Source organism: Azospirillum brasilense (assembly GCF_005222205.1).
In the GTDB taxonomy this organism is placed as follows: domain Bacteria; phylum Pseudomonadota; class Alphaproteobacteria; order Azospirillales; family Azospirillaceae; genus Azospirillum; species Azospirillum brasilense_G.
In genome coordinates, this window is sequence record NZ_CP032345.1 from 519,916 (window position 1) to 532,277 (window position 12,362).

The 12,362-nt window shown below is 69.9% G+C and carries 13 protein-coding genes; 5 read left to right on the top strand and 8 right to left on the bottom strand.

The genetic code is table 11. The features are described from left to right. Nucleotides 1–34: 34 nt before the first annotated feature. The 3 genes from D3869_RS02635 to murA are packed head-to-tail and all read right to left on the bottom strand — an operon-like array spanning nt 35 to nt 2,281. Nucleotides 35–454, bottom strand: coding sequence for an OsmC family protein (locus tag D3869_RS02635; RefSeq protein WP_035674032.1), 420 nt, complete (start codon nt 452–454; stop codon nt 35–37). Nucleotides 455–467: 13 nt separating this feature from the next. After that, nucleotides 468–932 (bottom strand): DUF2948 family protein, encoded by a 465-nt coding sequence (locus tag D3869_RS02640; RefSeq protein WP_137138847.1) that lies wholly within the window; start codon nt 930–932, stop codon nt 468–470. Between the two features lie 44 nt (nt 933–976). After that, nucleotides 977–2,281 carry a UDP-N-acetylglucosamine 1-carboxyvinyltransferase gene (gene murA / locus D3869_RS02645; RefSeq protein ID WP_137138848.1) on the bottom strand — a complete coding sequence of 435 codons (1,305 nt, stop codon included), beginning with the start codon at nt 2,279–2,281 and terminating at the stop codon, nt 977–979. A gap of 273 nt (nt 2,282–2,554) precedes the next feature. On the opposite strand from murA, the gene D3869_RS02650 reads away from it, so the two are divergent. Then, complete coding sequence (locus D3869_RS02650; RefSeq protein ID WP_247895694.1) at nt 2,555–2,992, top strand: GNAT family N-acetyltransferase; 438 nt, start codon at nt 2,555–2,557, stop codon at nt 2,990–2,992. Here D3869_RS02650 and D3869_RS02655 read toward each other — a convergent pair. The 5 genes from D3869_RS02655 to D3869_RS02670 all read right to left on the bottom strand — a co-directional run bounded on the left by D3869_RS02655 (nt 2,961) and on the right by D3869_RS02670 (nt 7,977). Continuing rightward, nucleotides 2,961–3,890, bottom strand: coding sequence for an EamA family transporter (locus tag D3869_RS02655; protein ID WP_137138849.1), 930 nt, complete (start codon nt 3,888–3,890; stop codon nt 2,961–2,963). The genes D3869_RS02650 and D3869_RS02655 overlap by 32 nt on opposite strands. A 102-nt stretch (nt 3,891–3,992) precedes the next feature. Continuing rightward, nucleotides 3,993–5,489, bottom strand: coding sequence for a radical SAM protein (locus D3869_RS02660; protein ID WP_137138850.1), 1,497 nt, complete (start codon nt 5,487–5,489; stop codon nt 3,993–3,995). A 6-nt stretch (nt 5,490–5,495) separates the two neighbouring features. Beyond that, a complete protein-coding gene (locus D3869_RS32975; RefSeq protein WP_175426389.1) occupies nt 5,496–5,645 on the bottom strand; it encodes a hypothetical protein in 150 nt (49 codons plus the stop codon). Then, nucleotides 5,642–7,621 (bottom strand): asparagine synthase (glutamine-hydrolyzing), encoded by a 1,980-nt coding sequence (gene asnB / locus D3869_RS02665; RefSeq protein ID WP_137138851.1) that lies wholly within the window; start codon nt 7,619–7,621, stop codon nt 5,642–5,644. The genes D3869_RS32975 and asnB overlap by 4 nt, the downstream gene beginning before the upstream one ends. 17 nt (nt 7,622–7,638) lie before the next feature. Further along, the gene (locus tag D3869_RS02670) at nt 7,639–7,977 is read right to left on the bottom strand and encodes a hypothetical protein (RefSeq protein WP_137103161.1); all 339 of its coding nucleotides are present in this window, start codon (nt 7,975–7,977) and stop codon (nt 7,639–7,641) included. Nucleotides 7,978–8,164: 187 nt separating this feature from the next. Here D3869_RS02670 and D3869_RS02675 point away from each other — a divergent pair, with 187 nt between their 5' ends. Genes D3869_RS02675 through D3869_RS02690 form a run of 4 tightly spaced genes read left to right on the top strand, consistent with a single transcriptional unit; the run spans nt 8,165 to nt 12,330 of the window. Beyond that, nucleotides 8,165–9,148, top strand: coding sequence for an SDR family NAD(P)-dependent oxidoreductase (locus D3869_RS02675; RefSeq protein WP_137138852.1), 984 nt, complete (start codon nt 8,165–8,167; stop codon nt 9,146–9,148). 10 nt (nt 9,149–9,158) lie between these two features. Further along, nucleotides 9,159–10,349 carry a glycosyltransferase family 4 protein gene (locus tag D3869_RS02680; protein WP_247895695.1) on the top strand — a complete coding sequence of 397 codons (1,191 nt, stop codon included), beginning with the start codon at nt 9,159–9,161 and terminating at the stop codon, nt 10,347–10,349. Continuing rightward, the gene (locus tag D3869_RS02685) at nt 10,346–11,377 is read left to right on the top strand and encodes an MraY family glycosyltransferase (RefSeq protein ID WP_137138853.1); all 1,032 of its coding nucleotides are present in this window, start codon (nt 10,346–10,348) and stop codon (nt 11,375–11,377) included. Before D3869_RS02680 ends, D3869_RS02685 begins: the two co-directional genes overlap by 4 nt. Further along, complete coding sequence (locus tag D3869_RS02690) at nt 11,377–12,330, top strand: NAD-dependent epimerase/dehydratase family protein (protein WP_137138854.1); 954 nt, start codon at nt 11,377–11,379, stop codon at nt 12,328–12,330. The genes D3869_RS02685 and D3869_RS02690 overlap by 1 nt, the downstream gene beginning before the upstream one ends. The last annotated feature ends 32 nt before the right edge of the window (nt 12,331–12,362 follow it).

The following is a 12,362-nucleotide window of genomic DNA, read 5'->3' on the forward strand; positions in this document are numbered from 1 at the left end:
CGCCGTCGCGGTCCAAAGCGGATTGCAATCCGCTTTAAGGCGCCTCGACAATCTCGAAATCGTGGGTGATTGCGGCCGTGGCGCCCAGCATGATCGAGGCGGAGCAGTATTTCTCTGCCGACAGGGCGATGGCGCGCTCCACCTTCGCCGGGTCCAGGCCGCGCCCGGTGACCACGAAATGGACGTGGATCTTCGTGAAGACCTTGGGGTCGGTCTCGGCACGCTCGGCCTCGATCTCGGCCACGCAGTCGGTGATGGCCTGACGGCCCTTCTCCAGGATCATCACCACGTCGAAGCCGGTGCAGCCGCCCATGCCGATCAGCAGCATTTCCATGGGACGGATGCCCAGGTTGCGCCCGCCCGCCTCCGGCGCGCCGTCCATGACCACGGCGTGGCCGCTGCCGGACTCGCCGACGAACATCCGCCCATCAACCCACTTCACCCGCGCCTTCATGGCGGTCTCCCGGTTATTGTTCGTCTTCCAATGGATGGCAGGGCTTGCAGCCGGTGGGCCAGGGTTCGCCCAGATCCTCCACGAAGCAGGTCCAGGACGGGCTTTCCAGCCGGACGCAGGCGCCGCCGGCAAAATTCAGGACCAGGGCGCCGTCGGCCGCCTCGACGGAGAGCAGTTCCAGGATCTGCGCACGGTTCCTCACGTCGAGGCCGCGCAGCTTCACGGCCCTCACCCCCTCGATCCGCACGCCGCAATTGACGCGCTCGAAGGGGGTCAGATGGTCGTCGTCGGCGGTGGGGCCGGGGCGGCGCTTGTCGGCCGTCTCCCACTTGAAGCGGTTGGCCACCAGCACGAAGCGCGCCTCTTCGGGCAGGAAGCACATGTCGCCGATCGGCAGGATGGCGTCCTGCAGACAGGCGGAGACGACTTTCAGATCCTCGGCATCCTGGGCGCGCAGGCGGATCGGCGTGGCGGACATGAGCTTCCCTTCGCTGTGGACGGCTGAGCGGGCGCAGGACGCCGTCAGTCGTCCTCCGCCCGGATGCGTTCGATGTCCGCGCCGCAAGCCGCCAGCTTGTCCTCCAGCCGCTCGTAGCCGCGGTCGAGGTGGTAGACGCGGTTGACCGTCGTCTCCCCTTCCGCCGCAAGACCGGCCAGGACCAGCGACACCGACGCGCGGAGATCCGTCGCCATAACGGGCGCGCCGGTCAAACGCTCCACACCCCGGACGAGGGCGGAGGAACCGTGCACCGTGATGCGGGCTCCCATGCGGGTCAGCTCGGGCGCGTGCATGAACCGATTCTCAAATATGGTCTCGGTGATCATGCCTGCACCCCTCGCCGTGCACATCAGGGCCATCATCTGGGCCTGAAGGTCGGTGGGGAAGCCGGGATAGGGCTCGGTCATCACGTCCACGCCGACCAGTTCGCCGTTGGCGCGGGAGACACGAATGCCCGTCTGGCCGTTGGTCTCGATCTCGGTGAACTCGACGCCCGCCGGGACCAGGGCGGTCACCGCCGCCTTGATCAGGTCCATGCGGGTGTTCAGGATGTCCAGCGTGCCGCCGGTCATCGCCGCCGCCATGGCGTAGGTGCCGGTCTCGATGCGGTCCGGCACCACCATGTGGCGGGCGCCGTTCAGCCGATCGACGCCGACGATGGTCAGCCGGTCGGTTCCGATGCCGGTGATCTTCGCGCCCATCTTGACGAGGCATTCGGCGAGGTCGGTGACCTCCGGCTCGCGGGCGGCGTTGACCAGCACCGTGGTGCCGCGGGCCAGCGTGGCGGCCATCAGCAGGTTCTCGGTGGCGCCCACCGACACCTTGGGGAAGACATACTCGGCACCGCGCAGGCCGCCCGGCGGCGCCTTGGCGACGATGTAGCCGCCCTCGATGCGGATGTCCGCCCCCATGGCCTCCAGGCCCTTGATGTGCAGGTCCACCGGGCGCGCGCCGATGGCGCAGCCGCCGGGCAGCGACACCTTGGCCTCGCCGCAGCGGGCGAGCAGCGGGCCGAGCACCAGGACGCTCGCCCGCATCTTGCGGACGAGGTCGTAGGGGGCCGTGGTGTTGGTGATGTCGCGCGCGGTGAACTCCACCACGCGGCCGGCGCAATCCCCGCCCGCCCCGGCCATGTGGATCGCGACGCCGTGCTGGAGCAGCAGGTTGCACAGCGTGTTGATGTCCGCGAGGATCGGCAGGTTGGTGAGCGTCAGCGTCCCGTCGGTGAGGAGCGCCGCGGTCATCAGGGGCAGCGCCGCGTTCTTGGCGCCCCCGACCGTGATCGACCCGTGAAGGGGCTTGCCGCCGCGGATGCGGATCTTGTCCATGAAGCTGTCTTGTCCGGTCAGATGCTGTCGAAAAGGCCGAAGCCCGGCGGATTAGGCCATCTTGCGGGTCCGAGGGTCCGCGTGATGCCCATCATCGTCGGACTCCTCCGGTCTTACGGGGATTGAATCTGTCAGGCGTTGTAGCGGAGCATGCGGGCGCGCTCAAGGGATGGAATTGAGGCTTTTTCTCATGGAAGCCCTTCTTCCGCCGCAATTGAAAGGACGGACCGCGTGACACAGGACAGCGCCCGGCACAGTGCCCGGGACGATTTGATGGCCGGGCTGACCCTCTCCCTCTCCGGGCGGCTCGACCCGGACGAGGTGAAGCAGATCCACGGCGAACTGCGCGCCTTCAACGAGCGCTTCACCGCCCCCTACGACCTGCGGGACCTCCTGGTGACCGTCCGCGATGCGGATGGGGCGCTGATGGCCGGGCTGACCGGATACACGAACTGGGAATGGCTGTATGTGGATTACCTGTGGGTCCACGACGGCCGGCGCGGCGGCGGCCTGGGCGCCCGCCTGCTCGCCGCCGCGGAAGAGGAAGCGGTGAAACGCGGCTGCCGCTGGTCGCGCCTCTACACCTACGATTTCCAGGCGCCGGGCTTCTACCGCAAGCAGGGCTACGCGGTGTGGGCGGAGATGGAGGGCTACCCGCCGGGGCACACGCAGATCTGGCTCAGGAAGGCTCTGCGGCAGGACGGGGAATAGCCTGCACGGCGGACTCGTTGCGCTTCAGGAAGACGATCACCGCGCAGACCACCGCCATTCCGACCAGTTGCGGCGGCTCGAAGCTCTCGCCCAGCAGCAGGAAGGCCGTCACCCCGGCGAAGACGGGATCGAGCATGCCGATCACCGTCGCCGGGAACGGTTCGATCGTCTTCAACCCTTCCAGATAGAGCCAGTAGGGCGCCACCGTGCCGAAGACACCGATGAACAGGACGAAACCGACCGTCTCCCAGGTCACCTCGACCGCCGCATAATCGATCGCTGGAGTGGTGAGCAGCCAGAACAGCGCCGACAGGAAGAAGGGCCAGAAGGTCATCGACCAACTGTCCAGCCCCCGCCGGTGGCCGTGGGCGCAGCGGACGTTGTAGGCGGCGAAGCACACGGCGCAGAGCATGCCCACCGCCGCCCCCAGCGCGTTGCCTGACCACAGGGCCGGGTCGTAGGCGCCGACCAGCAGGAAACAGCCGGCGGCGTTGCCCGCCAGGATCAGCGCCACCGCCCGGTTCATCCGGTGGGTGCCGAGCAGCAGCCCGGCGGCCACGATCAGCATGGGCGCGGTGTATTCCAGCATCAGCGCCAGCGCCACGTTGGTCAGGGCGATGGCGTAGAAGAAGGTCAGGTTGACCAGCGTCAGCCAGACCGCCAGCTCCCCCAGGAACGGCAGGTCCGCCCGCCGCACCCGGATCGGCCGGCCGAGCGCCAGCATGATCAGGGCCAGCACGGCGGCGGACACCATGGCGCGCACCGCGATCATGACCAGCGGCGGCATGGAAGCGACGAACATCATCTTGGCCGCCGTCCCGGCCACGCCGAACAGCAGGGCGGAGGCGACGATGCAGCCATACCCCCACAGGCGCGCCCGCGCCGAGTCAACCACCATGGCCCTGCCCCGCCGTTTCGCTTTTGCCGTTTTGAAGGACAGCCGACGATAGCGCGGGTGCCGGAGCGAACCCAATGCGGCAAATCGGTCGCCGCGAAACGGTCAGGTTGTAAGGGCTGCCCGCAATCGGCGGGCTGCCCGCCGCAGAAACGACGGCGGTGGAACGGGAGCCGAGGCGTTCCCGGGGCTCGCTGCCGCTGCCGGCGGCGGCTCGGCCAAGGCGGCGCAAGACTGGGCGATCTGCGGCTGCATGGCCCGCGCCGTCCGGCCATAAATTCCTGCCCCGACCAACCGGTCGGCCATGCCCCGCAAGGTCTCGAAGATCACACGCGCCCGCGGGATATCTCCATCGTGCATTTGCGCGACCAGCCCCGCCGCGCAGAAGAGTCCGAGCGGATCGATGGGGATCTCACGCCCGAACCTTCGCCCCCCGGCCTGGACATAGTCGGCGACGGCTTCGACGCTCGTCCCTCGCGGCCCATACTTGCTTTCCAGCCGCCGCTCCAATTCGGAAAAGGACGCCTTGGCTTCCGCCAGACGCCCACCGATCAAGGCATCGTTGACGAGGGCGAGCAACATGCTCTCCGTCGGGCGGTCATGCGCGATCAGGTGAGGACCGACGCTCCGCACCGGCACCCCCATCGCCTCGAAAACCGGATTGGCCCGCGCGCACCACTCCGCGTAATCAGCCCGTGTGAAGATGCGATCGATTCCGCGTGATCCGCAGGATTCGCAAAGCGCACTATCCCGGCGGCGCTGGTTCACCTCCGCCACCGCCAGACCGTCGAAGGCTGGGGCGACGTTGAACTGACGGTCGTAGCTTGAGCAACACAGCTTCAACGCACCGTCCACATCGATGTCGATCCGCTCTTCGATGAGCGAGCAGGAACCGCCGGCCGGCGCTGCCGCGGCAATCCGAAGCTGCTCCTCGACCGGCACCACAAGCCGGCTCAGGATCGGGGCGTCGTTGGGGAAGACGCGCCCGCTCGCCATTTCCACAAGCTTCTCGACCGGAGCAAAGAAGGCCAGGGACGGCACGAACTCGAATCGAAGCTCTTCGCAATAGGCGGCCATGGCGGAGAATTCGTCCGAGCCGGCATTGTGTCGGTACGTGATGTAATGCACGAGGACACGGGCCGCGCTGCCCGTCCGGTCGATCGCCTCGGACAGCGCCGCCATGTTGCGCTTGACCGTCTCGATATCCCCGCCGGTATGGCCCTGTTCGTAAACTGGCTGGGAAAAGCCCGACAGGCTGACGACGATCTCGTCCACCCCGGCCTGAAGAACCGCGTCGAGGTTGCGGACATGGTTGAGATTGCTGGAAATCCCGGCGACATAGCCGCGCCGTTTCACCTCGGCGATCAGATCCGGCAAGGCCGTGTGGATGAAAGGTTCGCCCCAGCTGTAAAGGCAGACCATAACCTCGGCCGGGTCGCGTTCGATCCAGCCGTCCACCCAGTCGAGGGTCTGCCGGAACCGGTCGAGCGGCATCGTGCCGCCAATGCTGCCGGTCCGCCGCCCACCGTCAGCGTTGCCGACCGCGCAGGAAGGGCACCGGAGGTTGCAGGTTCCCACCACCTCGATCTGAACTGCGTACATGATGGATCAGGCCTGCTGTCCGTCTTTTTCGCGCCCGCGCGCCTGTTCCTTGCGCTTGCGCAGGTTCTCGCGCAAGCGGGCGGCGAGCCGGTCCTGCTTGTCGTCCTTTTTCGGTGGGGTGGCGGCGGGAGTCTTGGTCGTCTCGTCGGTCGTCATGCGGCGCTCGCGGCAAGCGGGGCCGGGGCGGCGGCGCTGCCCCAGCGGCGGTTCCAGCCCTGGAACATCAGAACGTTCCAGAGCCGGTGCTGGTTGTTGCGGGTCCCGGCCAGATGCTCCGCCCAGCAGGCGCGGATCGGCACGGGGTCGAAGAAGCCTTCCCGGCGCAGCCGCCCCTCGTCCAGCAAATCCTCCGCCCAGTCGCGCAGCGGGCCGCGCAGCCAGCCGTCCAGCGGGATGGCGAAGCCGGCCTTCGGCCGCTCCACCAGGGCCGGCGGCACATGGCGGTAGAGCACCTGGCGCAGCAGCCACTTGCCCTTGCCGTCGCGCAGCTTCTGCGCTTGCGGCACGCGCCAGGCGAACTCCACCACCCGATGGTCGAGCAGCGGCACGCGCGCCTCCAGCGACACGCCCATGCTGGCGCGGTCCACCTTCGCCAGGATGTCGTCCGGCAGATAGGTCACGCTGTCGAGATGCTGCATCCGTTCGACGAAATCGGGGATGCCCGCCGCCAGCCCATCGTCCCAGGCCGGACCATGCGGCTCCCGCCCGCCGCGGACCAGCGCGTCGGGGGCCTGCCACTGGCTGACCAGACGGCGGTAGATGGCGTCCGGCCCGGCGGCGTCCAGCACGCCGGCCAGCTTGTGCAGCTTGTCGCCGGTCTGGCGCGGGCGCCGCCCCTCGGGGATCAGTCCGGCCAGCGCGTCCCAGCCCGCAGGCCGGACGGCGCGGATCAGCCCGGCGGCGCCCCGGCGCAGCCCGGCGGGCAGCGGCGCCATGCGCCGCCACAAGGCGGGCGCCGTGAGATAGCGGTTGTAGCCGGCGAACAGCTCGTCCCCGCCGTCGCCGGACAGGGCCACGGTGACGGAGCGCCGGGTCATCTCCGACACCAGCAGCGTCGGGATCTGGGAGCTGTCGGCGAACGGCTCGTCGTACCAGTCGGCCAGCTTGGGGATGACCTCCAGCGCGTGGCTGGCCTCCACCCGAAGCTCGGTGTGCTCGGTGCCGAGATGGGCGGCGACGGCGCGGGCGTGCACCGCCTCGTCGTAGCCGTCCTCGCCAAACCCGATGGTGAAGGTGCGCACCGGCCGCGCGCTCTGCGCCTGCATCAGAGCGACGACGGTGGAGCTGTCGATCCCGCCGGACAGGAAGGCGCCCAGCGGCACGTCGGCCATCATCTGCCGCCCGACCGCGTCCTTGAGCAGGGACTCCAGTGCGTCCGTCGCCTCGGCGTCGGACAGCGACAGCCGGTCGGCGATGCCGGCCCGCGCCGCGTCGCCGGCGTCCCAATAGACGGTGCGCTCGGGTTCGCGCCCCGGACGGACGGTCAGGATGCTGCCCGGCTCCAGCTTGTGGACGCCCTGGTAAATGCTGTGCGGCGCCGGGACGTAGCTGAAACGGAGATAGGCGGACAAGGCATCGCGGTCGATCTCCGCCGCGAAGGCCGGATGGGCGCGCAGCGCCTTGGGCTGGGAGCCGAACAGCAGCGCCCCGCCCATCCGCGCCCAATAGAGCGGCTTCACCCCCAGATGGTCGCGCACCAGAAAGAGCGTGCGCTCGCGGCGGTCCCACAGGGCGAAGGCGAAGATGCCGACCAGACGTCGCACAGTGCGCTCGACACCCCAGGCGGCGCAGCCCTCCAGCAGCACCTCGGTGTCCGAATGGCCGCGGAATTGGTGGCCGGCGGATTCGAGTTCCGCCCGCAGGTCCTGGAAGTTGTAGATTTCGCCGTTGTAGGCGATGACCCAGCGCCCGTCCGCCGACTCCATCGGCTGGCGGCCCAGCGGCGACAGCTCCACGATGGCGAGCCGCCGGTGGCCGAGCGCGACCCCGGCCTCCCCATCGGCCCACACGCCGTCCCCGTCGGGGCCGCGGTGGGCGATGGTGTCGGCCATGCGCCGTGCTGTGGCCTCGAGCCCGGACTCGGAGCCCGGGCCTGAGCTGGAACCGGCCAGAAAGCCGCAGATGCCGCACACGGCGCGCGCCCTCGCCCTTAGTGGTCGGACCGGTGCAGGATGCTGTCGCGCAGGCCGGTGTCATAGGCCATGCCCTCGGCGGTCACGACGCCGTAGCCGGCATCGCGGCGCAGCATGCCCTTGCGTTCGAGGATGGTCCAGACGGCCTCGTTGGTCAGGCCAGTGGCGTCGCGGGAGGCGACGACCGCGCTGCCCAGGTGGAAGTGGTTGCCATGGGCGTGCGGCAGATTGGTGACCTGGAAGGCCCCCTCCTCGCCCTCGACCGGCTTCTGCTCCAGACGGGCAAGCTCCTGAAGAAGGGTCAGCGTCTTGAGCTGCAGCGGGTTGAGGTTCGCGGGATTCTTTTTCGGCGGCATGGATGTCCGGCTCGGCAACGTGATTAAGGTTGCGGCAGTAGATCGGGTGCGCCCGGCGGCTGTCAAGCGGCGGAGGATGTTTGCGGACTGGCGTCCGATCCCCGGGTCGGGCATAAGACGGGCTGTTGACGCGCGTTACGTTTGAGGCAAGCGCCAGGCCGGCGCGGGCCGGTCAAGGATGGTGGATATGACGATCGTGGTCACCGGCGCGGCCGGTTTCATCGGCTCGCACGTCGCGGCGGCCTTGCTGGATCGCGGCGAGACGGTTTTGGGGATCGACAACCTCAACGACTACTATTCCGTGGCGTTGAAAGAGGCGCGGCTGGCCCGCCTCGCCGCCCGCCCCGGCTTCCGCTTCGTCAAGGCCGACGTGTCCGACCGCACCGCCATCGAGGCGCTGGCCCCCGATTTCGCCGAGGCCACCGGCGTCGTGCATCTGGCCGCCCAGGCCGGCGTGCGCTATTCGCTGGAGAACCCCTACGCCTATGTGGACGCCAACGTCACCGGGCAGGTGGCGATGCTGGAAGCCGCGCGGCGCATGCCGAAGCTGAAGCATTTCGTCTACGCCTCCACCTCCTCCGTCTACGGCGCCAACAAGAAGATGCCCTTCTCGGTGGAGGACCGCGTCGACTCCCCCATGTCCATCTACGCCGCGACGAAGAAGGCGGCGGAGATGATGACCTACGCCTACTGCCACCTCTACAAGTTCCCGGCGACGGGCCTGCGCTTCTTCACCGTCTACGGCCCCTGGGGACGTCCGGACATGGCCGCCTACCTGTTCGCCGACGCGATCATGGCGGGCCGCCCGATCCGCGTCTTCAACGAGGGCCGGATGAAGCGCGACTTCACCTTCGTCGAGGACATCGCGGCGGGCGTTCTGGCGGCGCTGGACCGCCCGGCGGCGGCCGACGCCAACGGCGCGCCGCACACCGTCTACAACCTCGGCAACAACCGGACCGAGGATCTGATGCGCTTCATCGGCATCATCGAGGAGTCGCTGGGCCGCGAGGCGGTGAAGGTCATGGAGCCGCTGCAGATGGGCGACGTGCCGGAAACCACCGCCGACATCGAGGCGAGCCGCCGCGACCTGGGCTATGAGCCGAAGACGCCGATCGACGTCGGCCTGCCCCGCTTCATCGCGTGGTACAAGGACTATCACGGCATTGCCTGAGGCCCGCCCCGTGAGCAGCAGACCCGCAAACGCCGGCCGCAAGCTGATCTATCTGGTGACGGAGGACTGGTATTTCTGGTCCCACCGCCTGCCCATGGCCCGCGCCGCCCGCGAGGCCGGGTTCGAGGTCGCCGTCGCCACCCGCGTCGACAAGCACGGCCCCCGCATCGAGGCGGAGGGTTTCCGCGTGCTGCCGCTGTCCTGGCAGCGCCGCAGCATCAACCCGGCGGGCGCCCTGTCCGCCGTGGCGGAGATCGCCGCGCTGTATCGGCGGGAAGCCCCGGATCTGGTCCACCATGTCGCCATGAAGCCGGTGCTGCTGGGCGGGCTGGCCGCCGGGCTGGCCGGGGTGCCGGCGGTGGTGAACGCGCTGACCGGGCTGGGCTCCGCCTTCCTCGGCACCGGCGGGCTGAAGTCCCGCGTCGCCGGGGCCGCCGCCCGCCCACTGCTGCGCACCGTGCTGAAGCGCCCGAACAGCCTGACCATCCTGCAGAACGAGGACGACCGCCAGACTCTGGTGGCCGCCGGGCTGCTGCCCGACGAGCGCGCCTGGATCATCCGCGGCTCGGGCGTCGACACCGCCCATTATCAGGTGCTTCCCGAGCCGCCGGAGCCGCCGGTGACGGTGGGCTGCGTCGCCCGCCTGCTGGCCGACAAGGGGGTCGGTCCGCTGGTCGAGGCGCAGCAGACCCTGCGGGCCAAGGGGCTGGACGTCCGGCTGCTGCTGGCCGGCACGCCCGATCCGGAAAACCCGACTTCCGTGACCCAGGCCGAACTGGACCGCTGGGCCGCCCTGCCCGGCGTCGAGCTGCCCGGCCACAGCGCCGACGTGCGGCAGGTCTGGGCGCGCTGCCACATCGCCGTGCTGGCTTCCCGCCGCGAAGGGCTGCCGAAGAGTCTGCTGGAGGCCGCGGCCTGCGGACGGGCCATCGTCGCCACCGACGTGCCGGGCTGCCGCGAGGTGGCGCACGCCGGCGAGAACGCCCTGCTGGTCCCGCCGGACGACGCCGCGGCCCTGGCGGACGCGCTGGAGGTGCTGGTGCGCGACTCCGCCCTGCGCCGGCGCTTCGGCGCCGCCAGCCGGCGTCTGGTCGAATCCGACATGGCGTCCGACCGGGTGGGCGCGAAGACGGTCGAGCTGTACCATCGGCTGTTGGCGTCCACCCAGCCCGGCACCGCCCCGGTCGCGGAGGCATCATGAGCGGCCCCCTGGCCCTGTTCCTCGCCTTGGCCGGCAGCTTCGCGCTGTCCTGGCTGTTCACCGGGCGCGTGCTCGCCTACCTGCGGCGCAAGGCGATCCTCGACCACCCGAACGACCGCTCCAGCCATTCCATCCCGACGCCGCGCGGCGGCGGCTGGGGCGTCATGCTGACGCTTCTGCCCGTCTGGACGCTCATCGCAATGACGGCGGACCATCCGCTGCGGGCGCTGCCGATTCTGGCCGGAACGGTGGCGCTGATGGCGGTGTCCTGGATGGACGACCGGCGCGGGCTGGGTCCGGCGCCGCGGTTCCTCGCACAGATCGCCGCGGTGGTCGCGGGGCTGACCGCGCTTCCCGGGGGCGCCCTTCCCGGCGGCCCTCTTCCCGGAGACGGTCTGGTTTTCCAGGGACTGCTGCCCTTCTGGGCGGACCGGCTGGTGGCCGCGATCGGCTGGCTGTGGTTCGTGAACCTGTTCAACTTCATGGACGGCATCGACGGTCTGGCCGGCAGCGAGGCGGCGTCCATCGGCGCGGGACTGGCGCTGGTTGCGGCGCTCGGCGCGCTCGACCCGGCGCTGGCCCTCTACGGGCTGGCCGCGGCGGGGGCGGCGCTGGGCTTCCTGGTGTGGAACTGGCACCCCGCCAAGCTCTTCATGGGCGATGTCGGCAGCGTGCCGCTGGGCTTCACGCTGGGATGGCTGCTGCTGGTCCTGGCGGCGTCGGGGCTGTGGGTCGCGGCGCTGCTCATCCCCGCCTATTTCCTGGCCGACGCCACCATCACCCTGCTGCGCCGTCTGGCCGAGGGCAAGAAGGTCTGGCAGGCCCACCGCGAGCATTTCTATCAGAAGGCCACCCAGCGCGGGCGCAACCACGCCCAGGTGGTTCGGCTGGTCCTGGCGCTGAACGCCACGCTGCTTCTGCTGGCCGTGGCGTCGCTGGCGCTCGGCTGGACGGTGCTGCCGGCGGGAGGTGCCGCGGTCGTGCTGCTGCTGGCTGTGCTGGCGCGGCCTGTGCGGGCGGCGGCGTGATGCGCGTCTTGGTCACCGGGGCCACCGGTTTCGTCGCGCGGACGGTCATCCCCCTGCTGGTGGAGCGCGGGCACAGCGTGCGCGCCGTCGTGCGCCGCCCTGACATTCAGGTTCCGCACGCCGCGGACACCGTCACCATCGGCGACATCGGTCCCGCCACCGCCTGGGGCAACGCGCTCCAGGGCATGGACGCGGTGGTCCATCTGGCCGCCCGCGTCCATGTCATGCGCGACCGCGAATCCGATCCGCTGGCCGCCTTCCGCCGCGTCAACACCGCCGGGACCCGCGTGCTGGCCGAGGCCGCCGCCGCCGCGGGCGTCAAGCGGATGGTCTATCTCAGCAGCGTCAAGGCGCTGGCCGACGAGAGCCGCCCCGACGAGCTGAGCGAGGAGACGGAGCCCGATCCGCATTCCCCCTACGGCATCTCCAAGCTGGAGGCCGAACGGGCGCTGGCCGAGATCTCGGCCCGCACCGGGCTGGAAGCCGTGGTGATCCGTCCGCCGCTGGTCTACGGCCCCGGCGTGGGCGGCAACTTCCTGCGGCTGATGCAGGCGGTGGACCGCGGCATCCCCCTGCCGTTGGGCGCCCTGGAGAACCGGCGCAGCCTGATCTTCGTGGGCAATCTCGCCGACGCCATCCAGGAGTGCCTGACCCACCCGCAGGCGGCGGGCGGGCGGTTCCTGGTCCATGACGGGCGCCCGATGTCCACGGCGGAGCTGGTGCGGGCCATCGCGGAGGCGTTGGACAAACCCGCGCGCCTTCTGCCCGTGCCGCCGTCCCTGCTGGCGCTCGCCGCGCGGCTGGCCCGGCGGGAGGCCATGCTGGACCGCGTCGCCGGCTCGCTGGTGATCGACGACGGGGCCATCCGCCGCGCGCTGAACTGGCGCCCGCCCTGCTACCCCGCGTACGGCTTGCGCCTGACCGCCGAATGGTTCAAAGCTGTGCGCGGCTGAACGGCCAGGATGGGGCTGGGATTTCCCGAAAG

Excerpts from the sequence above, each read along its gene's own strand:
- D3869_RS02635 (WP_035674032.1), bottom strand. The coding sequence starts at position 454 with ATGAAGGCGCGGGTGAAGTGGGTTGATGGGCGGATGTTCGTCGGCGAG.
- D3869_RS02640 (WP_137138847.1), bottom strand. The coding sequence starts at position 932 with ATGTCCGCCACGCCGATCCGCCTGCGCGCCCAGGATGCCGAGGATCTG.
- murA (WP_137138848.1), bottom strand. The coding sequence starts at position 2,281 with ATGGACAAGATCCGCATCCGCGGCGGCAAGCCCCTTCACGGGTCGATC.
- D3869_RS02650 (WP_247895694.1), top strand. The coding sequence starts at position 2,555 with ATGGCCGGGCTGACCCTCTCCCTCTCCGGGCGGCTCGACCCGGACGAG.
- D3869_RS02655 (WP_137138849.1), bottom strand. The coding sequence starts at position 3,890 with ATGGTGGTTGACTCGGCGCGGGCGCGCCTGTGGGGGTATGGCTGCATC.
- D3869_RS02660 (WP_137138850.1), bottom strand. The coding sequence starts at position 5,489 with ATGTACGCAGTTCAGATCGAGGTGGTGGGAACCTGCAACCTCCGGTGC.
- D3869_RS32975 (WP_175426389.1), bottom strand. The coding sequence starts at position 5,645 with ATGACGACCGACGAGACGACCAAGACTCCCGCCGCCACCCCACCGAAA.
- D3869_RS02670 (WP_137103161.1), bottom strand. The coding sequence starts at position 7,977 with ATGCCGCCGAAAAAGAATCCCGCGAACCTCAACCCGCTGCAGCTCAAG.
- D3869_RS02675 (WP_137138852.1), top strand. The coding sequence starts at position 8,165 with ATGACGATCGTGGTCACCGGCGCGGCCGGTTTCATCGGCTCGCACGTC.
- D3869_RS02685 (WP_137138853.1), top strand. The coding sequence starts at position 10,346 with ATGAGCGGCCCCCTGGCCCTGTTCCTCGCCTTGGCCGGCAGCTTCGCG.
- D3869_RS02690 (WP_137138854.1), top strand. The coding sequence starts at position 11,377 with ATGCGCGTCTTGGTCACCGGGGCCACCGGTTTCGTCGCGCGGACGGTC.